The organism is Chloroherpetonaceae bacterium (assembly GCA_025056565.1).
In the GTDB taxonomy this organism is placed as follows: Bacteria; Bacteroidota; Chlorobiia; order Chlorobiales; family Thermochlorobacteraceae; genus Thermochlorobacter.
In genome coordinates this window covers 119,337-138,103 of the sequence record JANWWA010000002.1, presented here as the reverse complement: position 1 = coordinate 138,103, position 18,767 = coordinate 119,337, and the positions used below count along the sequence as shown (strand labels likewise).

17 protein-coding genes and 1 riboswitch are annotated in these 18,767 nt (G+C 48.5%); of the genes, 10 read left to right on the top strand and 7 right to left on the bottom strand.

Annotated elements, in window-relative coordinates:
• Nucleotides 1-3: 3 nt before the first annotated feature.
• From NZM05_02805 to NZM05_02785, 5 genes are all read left to right on the top strand, one after another.
• Entirely contained in the window at nucleotides 4-924 is a 921-nt protein-coding gene (locus NZM05_02805; GenBank protein ID MCS7012551.1) for a class I SAM-dependent methyltransferase, read from the top strand.
• Between the two features lie 39 nt (nucleotides 925-963).
• Nucleotides 964-1,308: a DUF6150 family protein gene (locus NZM05_02800; protein MCS7012550.1), complete on the top strand. Its 345-nt coding sequence runs from the start codon at nucleotides 964-966 to the stop codon at nucleotides 1,306-1,308.
• Between the two features lie 5 nt (nucleotides 1,309-1,313).
• On the top strand, nucleotides 1,314-2,006 hold the full coding sequence (locus NZM05_02795; GenBank protein MCS7012549.1) for an adenine nucleotide alpha hydrolase: 693 nt from the start codon (nucleotides 1,314-1,316) through the stop codon (nucleotides 2,004-2,006).
• 67 nt (nucleotides 2,007-2,073) lie between these two features.
• The gene (locus NZM05_02790; GenBank protein ID MCS7012548.1) at nucleotides 2,074-2,781 is read left to right on the top strand and encodes a sterol desaturase family protein; all 708 of its coding nucleotides are present in this window, start codon (nucleotides 2,074-2,076) and stop codon (nucleotides 2,779-2,781) included.
• Nucleotides 2,782-2,942: 161 nt separating this feature from the next.
• A complete protein-coding gene (locus NZM05_02785; GenBank protein ID MCS7012547.1) occupies nucleotides 2,943-4,289 on the top strand; it encodes a BsuPI-related putative proteinase inhibitor in 1,347 nt (448 codons plus the stop codon).
• 242 nt (nucleotides 4,290-4,531) lie between these two features.
• Here the strand turns inward: NZM05_02785 and NZM05_02780 are convergent, their stop codons facing one another.
• The 3 genes from NZM05_02780 to thiD all read right to left on the bottom strand — a co-directional run bounded on the left by NZM05_02780 (nucleotide 4,532) and on the right by thiD (nucleotide 7,289).
• Complete coding sequence (locus NZM05_02780) at nucleotides 4,532-5,680, bottom strand: site-2 protease family protein (GenBank protein ID MCS7012546.1); 1,149 nt, start codon at nucleotides 5,678-5,680, stop codon at nucleotides 4,532-4,534.
• Between the two features lie 130 nt (nucleotides 5,681-5,810).
• Nucleotides 5,811-6,476 (bottom strand): thiaminase II, encoded by a 666-nt coding sequence (gene tenA / locus NZM05_02775; protein ID MCS7012545.1) that lies wholly within the window; start codon nucleotides 6,474-6,476, stop codon nucleotides 5,811-5,813.
• 3 nt (nucleotides 6,477-6,479) lie between these two features.
• Nucleotides 6,480-7,289, bottom strand: coding sequence for a bifunctional hydroxymethylpyrimidine kinase/phosphomethylpyrimidine kinase (thiD, locus tag NZM05_02770; GenBank protein ID MCS7012544.1), 810 nt, complete (start codon nucleotides 7,287-7,289; stop codon nucleotides 6,480-6,482).
• 62 nt (nucleotides 7,290-7,351) lie between these two features.
• Nucleotides 7,352-7,456: riboswitch (TPP riboswitch) on the bottom strand.
• Between the two features lie 205 nt (nucleotides 7,457-7,661).
• Here thiD and NZM05_02765 point away from each other — a divergent pair.
• Together NZM05_02765 and NZM05_02760 are read left to right on the top strand one after the other, a co-directional pair.
• A complete protein-coding gene (locus NZM05_02765) occupies nucleotides 7,662-8,165 on the top strand; it encodes an Lrp/AsnC family transcriptional regulator (GenBank protein MCS7012543.1) in 504 nt (167 codons plus the stop codon).
• A 54-nt stretch (nucleotides 8,166-8,219) separates the two neighbouring features.
• Nucleotides 8,220-10,382 (top strand): glutamine synthetase III, encoded by a 2,163-nt coding sequence (locus NZM05_02760; GenBank protein MCS7012542.1) that lies wholly within the window; start codon nucleotides 8,220-8,222, stop codon nucleotides 10,380-10,382.
• 58 nt (nucleotides 10,383-10,440) lie between these two features.
• Here NZM05_02760 and NZM05_02755 read toward each other — a convergent pair whose 3' ends face one another.
• Nucleotides 10,441-10,965, bottom strand: coding sequence for a hypothetical protein (locus NZM05_02755; GenBank protein MCS7012541.1), 525 nt, complete (start codon nucleotides 10,963-10,965; stop codon nucleotides 10,441-10,443).
• Nucleotides 10,966-11,251: 286 nt separating this feature from the next.
• On the opposite strand from NZM05_02755, the gene NZM05_02750 reads away from it, so the two are divergent.
• From NZM05_02750 to NZM05_02740, 3 genes are all read left to right on the top strand, one after another.
• Entirely contained in the window at nucleotides 11,252-13,561 is a 2,310-nt protein-coding gene (locus tag NZM05_02750; protein MCS7012540.1) for an ATP-binding cassette domain-containing protein, read from the top strand.
• 32 nt (nucleotides 13,562-13,593) lie between these two features.
• On the top strand, nucleotides 13,594-14,952 hold the full coding sequence (locus NZM05_02745; GenBank protein ID MCS7012539.1) for an HlyD family secretion protein: 1,359 nt from the start codon (nucleotides 13,594-13,596) through the stop codon (nucleotides 14,950-14,952).
• Between the two features lie 179 nt (nucleotides 14,953-15,131).
• Complete coding sequence (locus NZM05_02740; GenBank protein ID MCS7012538.1) at nucleotides 15,132-16,556, top strand: TolC family protein; 1,425 nt, start codon at nucleotides 15,132-15,134, stop codon at nucleotides 16,554-16,556.
• 3 nt (nucleotides 16,557-16,559) lie between these two features.
• On the opposite strand, the gene NZM05_02735 is transcribed toward NZM05_02740, so the two are convergent.
• From NZM05_02735 to NZM05_02725, 3 genes are read right to left on the bottom strand one after another with little or no spacing between them, the layout of a single operon-like run.
• Nucleotides 16,560-17,261, bottom strand: coding sequence for a fumarylacetoacetate hydrolase family protein (locus NZM05_02735; GenBank protein ID MCS7012537.1), 702 nt, complete (start codon nucleotides 17,259-17,261; stop codon nucleotides 16,560-16,562).
• 24 nt (nucleotides 17,262-17,285) lie between these two features.
• Complete coding sequence (locus NZM05_02730) at nucleotides 17,286-18,005, bottom strand: 16S rRNA (uracil(1498)-N(3))-methyltransferase (GenBank protein MCS7012536.1); 720 nt, start codon at nucleotides 18,003-18,005, stop codon at nucleotides 17,286-17,288.
• A 52-nt stretch (nucleotides 18,006-18,057) separates the two neighbouring features.
• Nucleotides 18,058-18,756: a phosphoribosyltransferase family protein gene (locus NZM05_02725; protein ID MCS7012535.1), complete on the bottom strand. Its 699-nt coding sequence runs from the start codon at nucleotides 18,754-18,756 to the stop codon at nucleotides 18,058-18,060.
• Nucleotides 18,757-18,767 lie beyond the last annotated feature (11 nt).

Genomic DNA, 18,767 nt, shown 5'->3' with positions numbered 1-18,767 from the left:
ACCGTGTATCGCTTCTTGACAGACATTCGAGAATGGCTCTCTCGGATAAGAACTGCTCTGGTAGGCAAGTATCGCCTCTTAACCACTGAAAGTGCATACTTCCAGTTTGCACCACCTGGGCATTTCTACTCGCCTGTGCCTGCCATCAGCGATATTAGAAAAGCAAAACGGGGTGTGCTGCCTCGTTCCCTGCCCGGTATCGACTTGAATGATGCAGAGCAACTTATGCTTGTAGAGCAGCTTCAGCCATTTTATGATGAACTCCCGTTTAGCGACCACAAAACCCATTCGCTCCGCTACTACTTCCTGAATCCATACTATTCCTATTCAGATGCGATATTCTATTACTGCTTGCTCAGATACTTGAAACCCAAAATTGTCATTGAAATTGGCTCAGGCTACTCATCATGCGTGCTGCTGGACACTAACGAACGCTTCTTTGCGCATCAAATTCAGTGCATATTCATTGAGCCTTACCCTGACCGCCTCAAAGCACTCTTGAAGAAAGAGGACATCACCCACTCATCAGTAAAAATTCTCGAGCAAAAACTGCAAGATGTGCCAGTTGAGCTATTTGACAAGTTGCAGCAGAACGACATTTTATTCATTGACTCCACTCATGTCTCGAAGTTTAATAGTGATGTAAACTACATCATTCACGAAATCCTCCCTCGCTTGAAGCAAGGCGTTTTCATTCACTTTCACGACATCTTCTATCCGTTTGAATATCCACACGAGTGGCTACTGGAAGGGAGGGCGTGGAATGAAAGTTACATTCTGCGTGCCTTCTTAGAGTTTAATACAGCATTCAAAATCGTCTTGTTCAATACATATCTTGAACACTTCTACCGAGAATTGCTAATAGAGCGACTCCCGCTTATTTTCAAAAATGAAGGTGGTAGCCTTTGGCTGAAAAGAGTGTAAGGTAACCGCTTTTTGCGCTTGATAAGCCAACACCGAAGTATGAAAATGAAAGTGCTATTAGCCACTCTCCTAACAGTCTGCTTCCTGCCTAGCTTCACGCAAGCCCAGAAGGTTTATTCTGTCGATTATCCCAGTCAAGCTGATGTGAAGGTATTTGTTGTGCGCTACCCTAGCCAAGCAGACTTGATGGTCTATAAAGTAAAGTATGAAAGTCAGGCAGGTCGCAACGATGGACGATGGTTTTTTACTAAATACCCCAGTCAGGCAGAAAAGAAAATCTTTTTTGTAGATTACGAAAGCCAAGCTGACTTAAAAATCTATTTTGTGCAGTATGAAAGTCAAGCTGGTTGGAAAAATGCCTCCAAGCGACACCTAATGTATTGAATGCAATGCCGCAAAAGAAAACTTACTTTAACTGGAGCAGCGGGAAAGACTCTGCCTTAGCCTTATACTACCTCCTACAAGATGACACCTACAGCGTCGAGTATTTACTTACTTCCGTCAATGCGACTTACGACCGCGTAAGTATGCATGGCTTGCGTCGCACCCTACTTGAAATGCAAATTCAGAGTATCGGTCTTCCTAACGGCACCATTGAGCTGCCAGAGCAGCCCACAAATGCTGAGTACGAAGCTGAGCTACGCAAAAAGGTCTCAGAACTCCAGTTTAACGGCTTTGAGTGTGCAGCGTTTGGTGATATTTTCTTAGAAGACCTACGCCGATACCGAGAAACTCAGCTCCAGCCTTTCGGCATTGAAGCTGTCTTTCCACTTTGGCATAAAAATACACGCGCTCTGCTCCAAGAGTTTATAGACTTAGGCTTCAAGGCAATTGTCATCTGTGCCAACGCTGATCTGCTGGACAGCTCCTTCGTAGGTCAAGTTATTGATTCATCATTTCTTCAACGCTTACCTGAGCATATAGACCCATGTGGCGAAAATGGCGAGTTCCACACATTTTGTTTTCAAGCTCCTTACTTTCGTTACCCGATTAAGTTTTCAGTTGGAGAAACTGTGCTGAGAGAATATCACTACAACGGCTCTGTTAGCCGCTTCTGGTTCTGCGACCTTATTCCTTTGTAGCACGCGTTCACTGCGTTCACATCGTTCACACAGTGCAGTATACCTGTCCTGTATGCATGCTGAATCTTTGCAACATACTCTGCTCATCGTTACGGTGGTGTCTGGTAGCCTCCTGTGGCTGCTGGAAGGCATCTTTCCATTTTTCCGACATCCCACTTCTCGCATATCGCACGCCCTACCGAACTTAGGTGTTGCAGCACTGAACACAGCTCTCTCTGCTTTTCTGATGACTGGCACGCTTTGGGGGCTTTTGCATATTCAACCATACTGGCGGGGTGTAAGAGTATGGCAAGATACGGAATGGATAACCGTTTTGCTGGTAATTTGCTATGACTTTTGGATGTATTGCTGGCATTGGCTTAATCATCGTCTTCCCTTTTTATGGCACTTTCACCGCTTCCACCATAGCGATGCTGAAATGGACATCACTACGGGGATACGGTTTCATCCTGCAGAAATTACCTTATCTGAATTTGCACGATTTCCGTTTTTGGCTCTGTTAGGCTTCACTGCAACTGATCTTTTGCTTTACAATCTCCTTTCCTTGCCTATCATTCTGCTCCATCATAGCAATTTGGCACTACCCGACTGGTTAGACAGGCAGCTTGCACTGATTATTCCCTCCCCTAATATGCACCGACAGCATCACTGTGTTGAAAAAGTAGAAGCGGATACGAATTACGGCTCCCTGCTCTCCCTGTGGGATAGACTCTTTGGGTCTTTGCGCTACCCTGATTGCCCTCGTGCCTTGCGGCTTGGTGTGCTAGAAAACTGACGGGAAGTCTAACCCGACACTTTTCTGACGGGATTGCCTATCACTTCTAAGCAACTTTTGCCTTTCAAATCCGCTCATTTTACGCGTTTAGGCTACCATTCTGCGCTGGCACGGCTTTTGCATCTCTTCACAGGGCAAGAAATAGCTACTCATTACGACTGGTGGACAGGGTTCGCACACATCAAGACGCAGTAGAGCGGTTAGAAATTGTTGGGAAACGATTCATCACGATACTAGCACTGCTGGTGCTCTGCCTTGTTCTCTTCTCGCTTTGGGTCGGCTGCGACCGCGTTGAAACACCAGTAGGCACCAGTGTTGAAGCAGAGTTACGCGCATTAGTTATGAACTGGTCAGTCGATGAGATAAGCGGTGTGCCGTTTGTGAGTGCCATAAACGGTATGCCGAATACGCTGGTAACAAGTGGTCAAGTGCAAGTGCCCTTAGGTTCAGTGCCACGCGCTCAGGTTACTGTGCAGCGGCTGCCCAGCTCACCTACGCTGGCAACCAGTTATGCGACGTTCTTTGAACCAGCTGTTCCACAAGAGGTTGCCGTGAGCGTTGGCCCGCGTCGGTATCGCCTTGAGGCAATGCCTTTGCGATATAGCCAGCAGAGCGACGCTCTGAAAGCTCCAGCCGTTTTCCTCTATCCACCACCTATCGTGTCGACTCGGTCAAACTGGATAGAGCTCGGTCAGGCGGGGACTACGGTGGCAGTCGAGCTGACGGGGTTTTCGCTGACGGACAACCGCTTGAGTATTCCACCAGCTGTGCGAGTGGCCTCACCCGTTGCAGGGACGGCAGTGCCGAAAAGTTCAGAGCTGGTCGTGCGCATAGAAAGCACGGAGGCTATGTCAACTGTCGCTGCTATAACTCCTGCAGTGGCACAAGCAAGTCGTATGAATGCTTCTTTTGATACTGCAACCATTGTGCCGCTGGTTACCAATGCTCACTCACTTATAAAGGAGTTTCCACGCGGTGTTACCAGCATCAGTTTTACGCCAGACGAGTTAAGCAAACTGCCAAATGGACAGATGTTGCTTAGCGTAGCCAGTGCTGATGTAAGATTGGCAAACGGCGGGCGAGTTGGTCTAATCGGTCAAAGCACGGTGTTGATTCCAATTGAGTTACGGAGCGACGCTGTGCGAGAAGGCATCGGGTTTTCGCTCGTGCTCACCAGAGCAGCATATCGTTCTGGCGATACGCTTTCAGGTGAGTTTCTGATTCAAAATCGTTCACGCACTACGCAAACGTTCAACTTTTCAACTTCGTGCCAGCTGGGTATTGTTCTCAGGCAAGACGAAAAGCCAGTGGTTTCTCAGCCTAAGCTGTGCGCACAAGTTCTAACAAGTCTTGCTATTGCTCCAAGTGAAACTAAAGCGCTGCCATTTCAGCTGCCTTTGCAGGACTTGCAGACACGAGCTGCTTTGCCAACAGGAAATTATGTGCTAGAAGCCTTTTTGTTCAATGGACATTCGCCTGTGCTGCGCCAAGCTGTGCGCATAGACTAACACAAGTGTGCTCTTTGTTCTTTGTCATCGCTTGTTCTTTGTGGAAGACACTCTGATCAACACCGAGGGAGTGTGCTCTGTGAAACCACGATGAACCTCAATAGTTCAGCGTTTTTGCGCCTCGCGCTGGACATTGAGGTTCTTTTATTTAACGCTGACTGAGAAGTCTAATGCAACTGCATTCTTACAACATGACCGCCCCTTTTGCGATGCCAAAGTCAGGGATTTATTCCAATCCAAGCTCAGGCTGCCAGTTCAGCACGTGCTTGCAGGAGCTCGAGAATACGATTGCGTGAAATCATTCCTACCGCGCGCCCGTCACTTACAACAGGCAATTGGTTGACGTCGGCTTGAATCATCATTTCCAGTGCCTTGCGCACTGGCGTCTCTGGTGCAATGGTTTGCAACTCAGCGACTGGTCGCATCACTTCACCCACTGTTTTGCTTGCCCAAAGCTCCTTCGGAACGCCTTTCACTTCGTGCAAGGTCACCAGTCCTGCCAAATTCTGACCGTTTGTTACAAAATAGCAGCGTCCACCTGTGCGTAGGAGATGCTCGCTGACAAAGTCCTGCAAGGTGGTTTTGCTATCCAGCTGATAGCAATCCAGCTGCATCACATCTCGTGCTGTTAGGCCGTCCAAATGCCGCAATGTCTGAGACAGCTCAAGATGAGCGTAACTGCTACTTGCCGCATTGAGGAGAAACCACCCGATAAAGGCGAGCCAGATAGCTCCCCAACCAATGCCGAAGAAAAATTGAAAAATGCCGAACACGATAAAGAGCGTGGCAATGATTTGTCCAAGGCGTGCTGCAATGCGTGTCGCTCGCACGGCATCGTTTGTTACATACCAGATTACTGCGCGCAGCACACGCCCGCCATCTAAGGGAAAGCCAGGAAGCATATTGAATGCGGCTAAGCCGATATTAATCCAGCCTAACCAAACCAGCGCAGCCATCAGTGGAGTGCTTGGCTCAAACGGACTCTCGCCCAGTGACCAGCCTAGCAGCATTGCAATTGAGAGACAAACTGTGCCAATAAAGACGCTCATAATAGGTCCAGCAATGCCCATCCAGAACTCTGTGGCAGGGTCAGCTGCTTCTTTTTCAATCATTGCGACCCCGCCCAATGCAAACAGCGTAATCGAGTTGACTGGCAGTCCGCGCATTCGTGCAACCAAAGCATGTGCTAACTCGTGCGCCACAATCGCCGAGAAAAAAAGCAACCCCGTTATAATTGCGGTGAGCCAGATAACCTCACTTCCCCAGTTCGGGTTAATCACTGAGAAACGCGTGGCTAGCGAGACAGTCAGCAAGATGGCAATTAATACCCAGCTAAGGTGCACGCCTACCTTTATGCCAAACACCTTGCCAAGTGAAATATGACTTTGCATTTTTGCTCTCGAGCTTAAACAAGGCACACTGATTTGTAATTAGCTCAGCAACTTGCTCATCGCTGCAGGCTTCAATTCAAAGCTAAGGCTATTAGGGGATTCTATCAACTTTGAGGCTAAGCACGCTAACTTAGGGCTGCCACGCTTCTAATCGATAAGCACTATCCCAAAAGAGCCACTCCAAGCGAGAAGAATAAACAAAAGCGCTTTTCATTAGCTCTCTTGTATGCACTGTGGTAGCAGCTGCCACTCTGTCCGTGATGCGCAACATCTGGCTAACAAGCTCACCGTATTCTTCACTGGCATACATATCAATCCAATTCTTGTAGGGATGATGCGCATAACTTGGCTGCCCTGATACATGGGAGTAGATGTGCTGCCCAACTTCCCGATAAATCCAAAAGCAAGGCAGCAACGCTGCAATGCCTTCTTCATAGTTGCGTAGCGCTGCAGAAGCTAGCATATAGTTTGTGTAGGCAAAGCACGCTGGGGCGTAGTTCACATCCAGTGTGGTCTTGTAGAGTGAAAAGTAAAATTCGTGCAGACTGCGCTCTGCCACAATTGCGCTCTCGGAGAACTTAATGAACTGCACGATATCCTCAGCGGTGCTGGATTTTGCTGCCAGCAGCGCTAAGGCTTTGGCAAAGTCCATTAGATACAGTGCATCTTGCTTGATGTAAAACTGAAATTTTTCCTCCGGCAAAGTGCCGCTTGCTAGCTCTCGGTTAAAAGGGTGCGCCAGAATGCTGGCATAGATGTGGTCAATCGTATTCCAGAGTTCTGCAGTAAAGGTCATAGTTTAGTTTGTCCAGAGTTGATAGAAGTGATGAACAGGGGCATGCCCTTTGCCAAGTGCGTATGTTGCGCCGCGTTCTATTGCACCCGTGAGGTAGTTCTTTGCCAGTTTTACTGCCTCGACTATCCCCACGCCTTTGGCTAAATACGCTGCAATGGCGGAGGAAAGTGTGCAGCCTGTGCCATGTGTGTTTGCCGTGTGGATGCGTTTCGCCTCGAGCCAGTGCAGACTTCCCTCCTCAGTGAGCAGACAATCTGCACTGACAGGCTCACTTAGATGTCCTCCTTTGACCAAGACGTTCTTTGCTCCCAGTGCCTGCAAATCACGGGCAGCCTGTTCCATTTCGCTTCGGGTGCGAACCGTGCGCCCCAGCAGAAGACTTGTTTCTGGCAAATTTGGTGTTACCACCGTAGCGAGTGGGAGTAAGCAAGTTCGCAATGCTTCCACTGCACTTTCCTCCAGCAGCCTGTCTCCGCTCTTAGCCGTCATAACAGGGTCTAAGACGACTGGGCGTAGCTGATGTGCTGCTAAACGGTCCGCTACGGCCTTGATAATATCTGCTGTAGCTAACATTCCAATTTTGACCGCATTGACACCAATATCCTGCACCACTGCGTCGATTTGCTTTGCGACAAATTCTGCGGGCACCCCGTAGATGGCCTCCACACCAACCGTATTTTGTGCCGTCAGTGCTGTAATAGCGGACATACCGTAGCACCCCAGTGCAGAAAATGTCTTCAGATCCGCTTGAATGCCTGCGCCGCCTCCTGAATCTGAACCGGCAACGGTTAAAAGGCGTATGTATGTGTTCATCGGACGAAAAGTTTGTGCGCAGAGGAAAAACGACTGGAAGCAAGACGGTGGGAGATAAATTCATGCTTCGCCTCATCTTTCCTTGCGTCAGTATTACCTGAATCAAGTTCCTCGGGTATATTCTCAGCCGGCTGCTTTCTCTGCAACCAGCACCCCGAAGATGATGGCTTGCCCAAAATCGCTTGCAAGGTTAAAAAACTTTTGCCTTACACGCAAGCGCCACATAGCAAGGGGCTACGAGCTATCTTACGACCTTTGCTTCCAACACACGCCCAAAATCTTTCTTGCATTTGCAAGCAAAAATTTTAATTTTGCAGATATACACACAAAAACACCTAAATTTTTTAGGTTGCTATAATCAGGTTCAGTCACATGTCGTGGCACTTAGACAAAATTGACCTCAAGCTCATTGAGATGCTCTCAGAAGATGGTCGCGCACGGCGAAGTGAATTGGCTGAAGCAGTTGGTTTATCCATTCCGTCAGTTAGTGAGCGGTTAGAGAAGTTGGAAGCGCGCGGGGTCATTAAGGGCTTTACAGCTATTGTAGATGTCAAAAAACTCGGCTACGACATTATTGCTTTTATTCGAGTAACGATGGACTCCTCAAAGCACTATCCATCGCTTATTCAACACGTTCAGAAAGAAGACGAAATCACAGAATGTTATTCTATCACTGGCGAAGGCTCACACCTCATTAAAGCAATTGTTTCGGATACAGGCGCCTTAGAGCGACTCTTGGCACGCATTCAATCTTGGACAGGCGTAACAGGCACGCAGACCGACATTGTGCTTTCTGAAATCAAACGCTCGAACCGCATCAATGCACAAAAAACCTTGAAATGCTTGGAGCATACCAAAGGTCTGAATGGAAGTTAATTATCCGTAATACACGCATCACAACTTTCACTACACTTAATTCTAACTCTGTATATGAGCACCTCAACACAAAACGGGACGGTTACACTCTCTGAAAATGCTGCAATGTTCGGCAGCCTGACCTTCAACGACCGCGTGATGCGCGAGCGCCTGCCTGCCGATGTCTACAGCTCGCTCACCAATACACTGCAGCGTGGTGAAGACCTCGATGAGCGCATTGCTGAAACGGTCGCCCAAGCAATGAAGGAATGGGCTATTGAGAACGGTGCAACGCACTACTGCCACTGGTTTCAGCCCATGACGGGAGCCACAGCAGAAAAGCACGATGCCTTCATCGCTTTCGACAAGGAGGGCAATCTCATTGAAAAATTCTCAGGCAGCCAGCTCATTCAGGGCGAGCCAGACGCCTCGAGTTTTCCCTCAGGGGGTATGCGCACCACATTTGAGGCGCGTGGTTACACAGCTTGGGACCCTAGCTCACCTGCCTTCCTGATGAAAGGACCAGAAGGCACTACGCTCTGCATTCCATCGGTCTTCATTTCGTATCACGGCGAAGCCTTAGACGAGAAAACACCTCTGTTACGCTCTGCACGCGCCCTTAGCGACGCAGCGGTCAAATTGCTCCACCTTTTGGGCAATAAGAAAGTAACCAGAGTGAAAACATATGTGGGGGCTGAACAAGAGTATTTCCTCATTGACCGCGCCCTTTATGAACAGCGCCCAGACCTAATTATGACAGGGCGGACGCTCATCGGTGCGCTGCCACCCAAAAATCAGCAGCTTGAAGACCATTACTTTGGCTCTATCCCTGACCGCGTGATGGAGTTTATGCAGGAGCTGGAGAAAGAGCTGTATCAATTAGGTGTGCCTGCTAAGACTCGGCACAACGAAGTTGCACCCCACCAGTTTGAAATTGCGCCCATTCACGAGGAAACCCCCTTAGCCTCAGACCACAATCTGCTTACGATGGAGATGCTGCGCCGTGTAGCAGAACGCAAAGGGCTTGCACTGCTTATTCACGAAAAGCCATTTGCAGGCATCAACGGCTCTGGCAAGCACAACAACTGGTCAATTGCTGCGGATGTCGGCGGCAATCTTTTAGACCCGGGTGAAACACCTGAATCGAACCTACAATTCTTGGTTTTTCTCGTTGCAGTGTTGAAAGGTATTCACAAGCGCGCCGCTGTGCTACGTGCAGCAGTTGCGAACCCCGGAAATGACCATCGCTTGGGCGCCAACGAAGCTCCGCCAGCGATTATCTCTGTCTTCTTGGGCGACCAGCTTAGCGAGATTCTCGATGCAATTGAGAAAGGGGATATGAAGAAGACTACAGAGAAACAGTTTATTGACTTAGACATTTCACATATTCCCACACTTAACAAAGACAATACTGACCGCAACCGCACTTCACCTTTTGCCTTCACTGGCAATAAGTTTGAGTTTCGCGCTGTCCCCTCGTCAATGCCAATTGCAATTCCGAATATGGTGCTTAATACCTTGATGGCAGAGGCAATTGACGAGATGCGAGAGGCTATTGAAGCCGAGATGAAAGCTGGTAAAGAATTAGAAGCAGCTGTCTTTGAAGTATTGCGTCGCGAGATTAAGGCTACAAAACCTATTCGCTTCGAGGGTGATGGTTACAGTGAAGCATGGCAGAAAGAAGCTAAAAAGCGTGGTCTTCCAAATCATCGCAATTTGCCAGAGGCGATGAAAGTCTGGAAAGACCAGAGCGTGCGTGAGATGTTCGTTAAATACGGCGTGCTGACCGAAGCAGAAATTGACGCTCGCTACAATGTGAGAATGGAGCGCTACATCAAAGCTATTGACATTGAAGCAAAAACCCTTTTAATGATGATTCGCACGCAAATTCTGCCAGCTTGTATGCGCTTCCAAAGTGAAGTCGCTGAGTCGGTCGGCAAGCTCCTGCAGCTCGGTAAAGCGGCAAAGATTAATGACGCTACCAAGAAAAAGCAGCTTGCATTGGTCTCCGACCTTGCTAAGAACATCGCAGAACTGATGTCGCGTACCGATAAGTTGGAAGAACTCACGGCTGAGATTCACCACCAGAAGGGGCTAGAAGCTCAAGCAAAATACTGTGCCGAGGTCATTTTGCCTGCAATGAATAGCGTGCGCGAAGTAGCGGATAAGCTGGAAGGTGAGCTTGATAGAAGTCTCTATCCCATCCCCAGCTATATGGAACTGCTCTTTATGCACTAAACATAAAGGGGCGCAACATCGCCCCTTTACTTTTTCTTATGTTACACGAAGATAGTTACTACTTTTTCTCGCCGATGTATGTGATGCCTGCTGCTCTTACAGCATTTATCTTTACGCTACCACCGTTTATATCCACTCCAGGCACACTTACTCTACCATCGGTTCCTACTCTGACACCAGCTGCTGCGACTGACCCCTCTTTGCTAACTGACACGTTTCCAATGTTTTCGTCGCAGTCCTTTTTGTTGTGGAGAGAAATTACCACCTTTCGTTCGTCTGTGTCATACACGATGCAGCCTACATTGATTTGGTAGTTTCTGGCTCTCTGTTTCGGCACTGTGTAGGTCATACCATCTTCGGTCTGTACTTGCAGCAGAGCATAAAATTTCTGATTTGGGATTAAGCCACTTATCCAAATTTTGTTTTTGGCGCTCTGGTCTTTTGTAATCATAACATCCTCCCCACTTTTAAGCTCAGCAGGAGCATCCAATACGGACTGCTGATATGTACCTAAAATTGGTTGTCCGAGAGCCAACCCAGATGCGGCAAAGAAAAAAGAAAGAATGAGAATATGCGTTTTCATAGTTGTGGCGATTGTGTTTCAGGTTTATTGCTTCTAAACATGTGCTTACAAGTGTGCAGGTGTAACGCTGGCTCGGGGGAGTCAATGAAGTCTCCTTCGTTGAGTAACTATATGGCAATATAGGCATTTCAACGAAAAATTCAAAATGTTTTTTGGAACTTTTTGTTGTGTGCGTTAGTTTTCAAATCGTGATTTACTGGTCTAGTCCCGCCTTTCTTGCGTTTATCCCATCGCAAGTATAGAGAGCAAAGGAGTTATACCTTGAAACTTTAATGTTACACGAGAGATGGATAAGAGAGACGAGGTCCTCGAGCTCCAAGCATTTCAAGCGTTGGAGAAGCTGACGGAGAAAGCATCTTTGCCATTCTATGCTGCCAAGATTCGTGAGTATTTTACTCATCGCACGATAGATTCTGCTTGTCTTCTGCAGGAACTGGAGACACTTGGTCAGTCAATCGGGCTTTCGCTGCGGCGAATGGGTATTGCGAAGAAGGATTTTGCAAAAAAGTTCCCTGCCAATTCGCTCCTTTTGCACAATGGACAGTTGTTGCTGCTGGATTCTCTCTCCAAAGGTACCGTTCAAGCATACAGCTTCCAGACGCATCGCACAGCGAAACTGACTATCGAGGAACTCTTTGGAGGGAAAGAAGTGCTCCCGATTTTGGTATATGACGGTGCACTGCACACTTTTATGACCAGACCCGCTCTGCACAGCAAAGACCCACACGGTGGCTACGGTAAAAAGCCGCAAGACGCACATAGTATTGGTTACGAACACAAAGATCTTCTCAGCGTGATTCTTAGCAAGCTCTTTGAGCTTCTGAAAGAAGAGAAGCGAGATTTCGCCATTGTTGTTACGTATGCTGCCATTGTCGGTATTCTTTCGCTTATTGTGCCTCTTTCTGCATCAGCCATCGTCAACTCCGTTGTTTTAGGCGTCTTTACCAATCAATTAGTGTGGCTTTGCATTATCGTTGCCATCGGAATGCTGATTGTCGGTGCCTTTGATGTAATGAAGCAGTATGTGGTTGATGTGCTTCAACGGCGAATTTTCATACGTACAGCCTTCGAGATTGCGTATCGTTTGCCACGAATGAAGCAAGCCTCTCTGGAAAATGAATACCCACCCGAACTCATCAACCGCTTCTTCGATGTGCTGACCATTCAGAAAACCGTCGGTAAGTTTTTGCTTGACGGAGTGAGCGCCACGCTGGTTATGGTGATTGGACTCTTCCTCTTGGCTATTTATCACCCATTTTTCATTCTCTTCAACCTCAGTTTGATTGCCTTTGTGCCGATCTTGGTCTTCGTGTTGGGGCGTGGCGGGCTTGTTACCAGCATTAAGGAATCCAAGAAAAAGTATGCTCTTGCCTCATGGCTCGAAGAAATTGGGCGCTGCCAGACCAGCTTCAAGCTCTTTGCTAATCCTGACTTCATTTACCAGCGTGTTGATGAAATCGGCACAGAGTATATGAAAGCACGCCACAAGCACTTTATGGTGGTCGCACGCCAGATTACAGGTTCTGTGGTCTTTAGAGCATTTGCAATTGTAGGTGTGCTCGGTATTGGTGGCTCGCTTGTTATTCAAGGTCAGCTATCTATTGGTCAGCTGGTCGCTGCAGAGCTTGTTATTGTGGCTATGCTTGGCTCGATCGAGAAGCTGGTTTCGCAATTTGCGGAACACTATGATTTGCTTACCGCTATTGACAAGCTGTCATATCTGATTGATAAGCCCCTTGAAGCGCCACGACACACAGAAGTCAGCATCAAGTGGTCGGAGACGCCTCCAGACATTCGCATCACGGATGTCTCATTTAGCTATCCTGATGGTCATCAGGTTTTTAATCACCTCTCGCTCTACATTCGCAGTGGTGCACGTGTCAGCCTTGTGGGTGAGAGTGGAGCGGGTAAAACCACGCTCGCATCACTCTTGGTAGGCATCTATCCGCCCAGCAAAGGGCTCATTGAGTTCGGCGGATATGACATTATGCGTCTTAGTCTTGCAGATTTGCGCAAAACCGTCGGCATTGTGCTCGCCGAAAATGAGATTTTCGAAGGCACAATCGAGGAAAACATCTTAATGGGTCGGCACTTCCCGAAAGAGCAATTCGATTGGGCACTTCGAGTTGCTCAGATGTATGATGCCGTGCGCGCCTTGCCCAATCGGCTCAATACGATGCTGACCTCTACTGGTAACAATGTGCCGCTGGGACTTATCCGACGCATCATTTTTGCGCGCACCATCATTAGCAAACCGTGCATTCTTATTCTCGACGAAGCCTTCGGTGGCTTAGAAGAGCGCACTAAACTGCAACTTATTCAAGCACTCTATGCAGAGCGATGCTGGACGATTATCGACATCTCACATGACGCTGAGCTCATTCGTCGCTCTGAGACGGTTTTTGTGCTCGATAAGGGCAGAATTTGCGAGTCCGGCTCTCCCAGAGAGTTGGCATTCCGACCGCATGGACGCTTTGCGGAACTTTTCCCTGACCTTGTGCGTCAAGTTATCTCCGAAAAAGAAGCAATGGATTTAGCTGATAAGACTATTCAGTTGCGTATTGGCAATGGCAACGGTCCTGAAGAAAAGTCATAATTGTGACCTGAAACTTCAACCTATTTCTTGATATGGCTGAAAAAATTCAGATGGTGAGAGTTACTACGGAACTGCCACCCACAAATGGGCACCAAAACGGTAATGGCAAGATTACGATTGAAGAAGTTATCCCCTACTACTACACTACAGCGCTAAGAATGGCTACAGCACCTAAGACTGCTGAACCGCTGGCACGCGGGTTTGGCATTACCCTGCTTGCTATCATTATTGTCGCATTTATCCCCAACACTTGGCAGCAGAATGTTGCAGGCTCTGGCACAGTAACCTCGTTTGCACCAATGCTACGCCCGCAGACCATTGATGCACAAATTGATGGACGAATTGTAAGGTGGTTTGTTAATGAGGGCACAATAGTCAAAGCAGGGGATACGATTGCGATCTTGCGCGATATTGACACAAAGTTTTTGGCAGAAAATTTCGTGGAGTATCAGAAGACGATTCGTGAAAACACTGCCAGAGAGATGGAATTGGAAATTGTGCAAGCCAGCAACAAAGTCAAGCAAGCTGAACAGAAACAGCGCGCTGTTGAGGCAGCAGTGCAGCAGGCTAATGTTGATGTCAATACGGCTCGCATTCAATTCCAACGTGCTGTAGCGCTCGAGTCGCAAGGCTTGATTGCTCGCAAAGATTATGAAACCGCTCTTCTTAGGCTGCAAAAAGCAATGGCTGACTCGGCAAAGGCATATGCTGACCTACAAGTTGCAATTCAAGAGGTGAAGAATGCACAGGCAGAACTGGCTGCTAAGCAGCGTAAGGCAAGTGCAACAATTGCAAAAGCAGATTTGGAACTTGGCAATGTCGCCACGCGCCGAAACTTGGGTATTGTCATAGCCCCGATTGATGGACAAGTTACACGCATTGCTCAAGTCGGCCCTGGACAAACGGTCAAGAAAGGTGATATGCTTTGCATCATTACGCCGAATGCCAGTGAAGATATTGCGGCTGAAATTTTCGTCAGCAGCTTAGATGCGGCTATTATTGATACGGGTCGTCCTGTGCGCCTGCAGTTTGCAGGCTTTCCAGCCATTCAAGTTTGGGGCGGCGGCTGGCCTAATCTTTCGGTTGGCACATTTGGCGGCAAAGTCGCCGTCGTCGATGCAGTCGATGATGGCAGCGGTCGCTTCCGTGTGTTGGTCGTGCCTGACCCCAACGATAAACCTTGGCCCAACCGCACTTACCTGCGTCAAGGCACAGAGGTAACTGGCTGGATTTTGCTTAACGAAGTCAGTTTGGCATATGAAGCGTGGCGTCAGCTCTGTGGCTTCCCACCCATCATTCCCGCTCGCACTGGCGGTCTCGACAAGAAAAAAGGCGGTGACGACAAAGCCAAGAAGAGCAAAGATGCAGTCAGCAAAGATGAAGATAAGTAGCAACGCTTCCACACTTGCACGCAGGGTAGCACTTACCGTTCCAGTGTAGCGTGTATCTGCTTTTTGATTGCACGCTGCTTGCCCTGTCTCAAACGGTCATCGTTTTACTCATCTTCTTTAAGAGTTCAGTTTTATCTCTGACATACTGAAACACTAATTCATACAGCGTGATACGTCCGATGCGTCTCAGAATCCTCTTTGTTGCATCGTTTTTCGTAGCCGCTTCGGCTGTGCAGGCTCAGCCTTTTACAGCGACTTTTCCTATCACGACATCTGCAAAAGATTCCCTCTCACTCGAGCAATACTTAGACCTTGTTTTAGCTGCCAATCCAACAGCCATCTCAGCTGCGCTGGAAACCGACATTGCAGAAGCCACCGTGCGTGATGCATACGGTGCGTTTGACCCTATCTTCGAGGGCTTGGTAGAACGCAAAACCAAAAATGGTTTTCCCACTGTCGACCAAGTCAGTGCCAGTTTTGAACTACCGATTGGCTCGCTTTTTGGACCTAAACTTGTCGCAAAGTATAAGCGTGGGTTTGGCAGTCGCCTTAGTAATGTAGATGTTACCGACCCGCCAGGTGAAGCTGAAATTGGCTTGAAAGTTCCGCTCCTGCAAGGTATCTTCTTAGATAAGCGTCGCGCATCGTTTGAAAAGGCTGCCCTGCGCCCTGACCTTTCACGCGCTAACGAAATGCAAATCAAGAACAATTTGCTGCTTACTGCCTCAGAGGTTTATTGGGATTGGGCGGAAGCCTACTCACAACTAGCCGTTGCAAAGCAAGTCTATGAGATTGCGGTCGTGCGTGCCGCTGCAATTGCTGAGCGGGTGCGCCGCGGCGAGACCGCAGCGATTGATAGCATTGAGGCTCTGCAAGAAGTTGAAAAGCGGCGTGGCGATATGCTTAAAGCGCAACGCAAGTATGAAGCCACCAGCATTAAGGCAGCCGTTTTGCTTTGGAATCCAGATGGCACGCCACGCCCCTTGAACGCTGTGCCATATTCACTGCCACCTGCGCCCACTCTTACGCCAGCTCAAATTGAGTTTGACCGTATGCAAGCTCTGCAACTTCGTCCAGAAGCCTTGCAAATTGATGTTGAGCAACGTTCAGCAGATATTGACGTGCGTTTTTCCACCGAGTTTTTGCGTCCTAATGTGGAAGCACAGTTTCAAGCCCTGCAATACTTTGGCTCTGCCAGCGGTTTCGATTACCGCATTGGTCTCTCTATTTCACAACCGCTTTTCTTTCGCAATGCCAATGCACAATTGCAGCTGGCGCAAATTAAAGCGACACGCACCCTCCTCAAGCGCTTGGAGATTAACCGAAAAATTCAAGCTGACATTGATGATGCCTTGTCAGCCATTGGACGTGCTTTGGAGCGCATTGAAGCAGCTGAGCGAGAAACCCGCTATGCCTATCTCGTGCAAGAGGGCGAGCGTAAGCGCTTTTTGGCTGGTGAAAGCTCCTTGCTTATCCTAAATCTACGCGAGCGTGCTACAGCGGCAGCCATGCAAGGCTTGGTGAACGCTCGCGCCGACTACCTGCGTGCAATCAGCGATTACCTCTGGGCGACAGGAAAAATCCAACAACGCTGGCTACGATAGAGCCTACGCAACGCAAGTCTTTAAGTCTGCCAGCAGCACTTCGCCTTTCCGCAGGTAGGCTCGCAGTTCATCGCCTGTTTCGACTCTGCCAACTCCCTCAGGCGTGCCTGTAAAAATTAGGTCACCAGCCTCTAACCCAAAGATGTGTGAGAGATAGGAGATGAGAAATGGGATACTGAAAATCATCTCGCGTGGATAGCCTACCTGCACACGCTTGCCATTTTTCAGTAGCTCAATTGAGAAGGCAGATACCGATTCAAGTGGTTCAACGATAAAACTTGATACCACTGCAGCTGTGCGAAAGCCTTTTGCAATCAGCCATGGCTGACCATTTTTTTTCGCTTCAGTCTGTCGGTCTCGCAGCGTCATATCCAGTCCAACCCCGAAACCTGCAATGCAGGCGTCTGCTTCCTGTTCGCTGAGTGATACTGCCTGCTTGCCAATTAAGACTACCAGCTCCAACTCGTGATGCAATTCATTAGAAATCGGCTTGCCACCGAAGTGGGGAATTTTGATGCACTCTCCCGAGTGAATCAGCGCACTACTTGGCTTTGAAAAAACAATCGGCTCTTGCTCTGGCGCTTTGTCAGGAAAGCCAAGCCCTAATCTCTCACGCATTTCTCGGGCGTGTGCCTCATAGTTTTTGCCAACGCAGAAAATTGTGCCGACTTGAATCGGTGTTGTGCCCAAAAAGACAGTTGCCATACCGAAAATGATTGCCTTATTTGTCTAGGCTTGCCGCAATTCTTCAGCACGCACCATTGCTGCAACAAAGATGCCTGCGGTGTCAACTCGCAAAATGGTTCTCCCTAATGAAATTTCCTCAAAGCCAGCCTGCAGCGCAGCTTCCACTTCTTCGGGTGTGAAACCGCCTTCGCTTCCAATCACAAACAGCACTCGCTTCCCCACAAATGACAAGGCAATTTTCTTTCTGGAAAACTCATATGGGAGCACACGCAGCTCATCGTTGCGCCTCAGCACGGCTTCAAATGTTGTAATAGGGTGGAGCTTTGGCAAGCGGTAGCGCTGCGATTGCTTGGCTGCTGCCAGCACAATTTTTCGCCACCGCTCTAATTTACTTTGCCGTTGGTCTTCTCGTGGTCTGGACACTGTGCGAGCAGTCAGCATTGGAATAATCTCGCTGACGCCCAGTTCAGTGGCTTTCTCTAAGAAATTTTCGAAGCGGTCACTTGTCTTAGTCAGTGAAATTGCAATCGTGATGTGCGTAAGCGGTTCAGGCTCATACTCTTTTGCTTCAATTCTGGCTTTCAGCGTTGATTTGGAAATTTCAAGAATGCGGGCTGTGTAGCAAGTACCCTCACCATCAATTGCATAGAGCGTATCGCCTGCTTTCTTTCGTAGCACGGTTACAGCATGATGGCGCTCATCGCCAACCAGCGTGAGTACATCGCCTGAAATCGCTTCGGGCGGTGCATAGAATAAATCCATCTTGCAGTCACGGCAGCTTGGTTTTTGCAAACGTTACAAAACTTCTGAGAGACTACGACGTTGCCACTGCCAGCGCGGCAATAGTCAGATGCACTGTGCCTGCCTTACGCAAAGCCCTTGCACAAGAGAGCATCGTAGAGCCAGTGGTAAAGACATCATCTACCAGTATCAGCCGCTTGCCTGAGAGATCGCCTGTGGCTTCAAAGGCATCTTTCATATTCCTCTCTCGCTCGGCAACATCTAAGCCCGTTTGCGTCGCAGTGTATCGTGTGCGTATCAAGCAGTCCAGCACAGGCGTTTGCAGTATCTCCGAGACACCTTTTGCCAGTTGCTCTGCTTGGTTGTAGCCGCGCTCCAGCTTTCGCACAGGATGAAGCGGCATAAATGCAATACCGTCAAAGTGTGCAGTTGGACGTTCTGCCCAAATCTTCTGCCCAAGCTTTTTGCCATACTCCACCGCTACAGCTGGCAGCCCCTCATATTTGAATGCGTGAATCACCGCTTGAACTTTACCGCTCTTATAGAAGCGATACAACGCTATTGCATCATCAATTGCTTGCTGCATAGGAAAATTTGCCCAAAGCCGCGCCATCATTTCATTAGTGGCTTCATTCGGCAAGCTAAAAGTATCAAAGTCGCGCTCGCAGGCTTTGCACACGAAGTGTTCATCAGATGCAAGTCTCACTTGCTCACACACCAGACAGACCTTCGGATAGAGAAAGTCCAAAATCCCCTTTAATGCTTCACGCATCACTCTTCGCT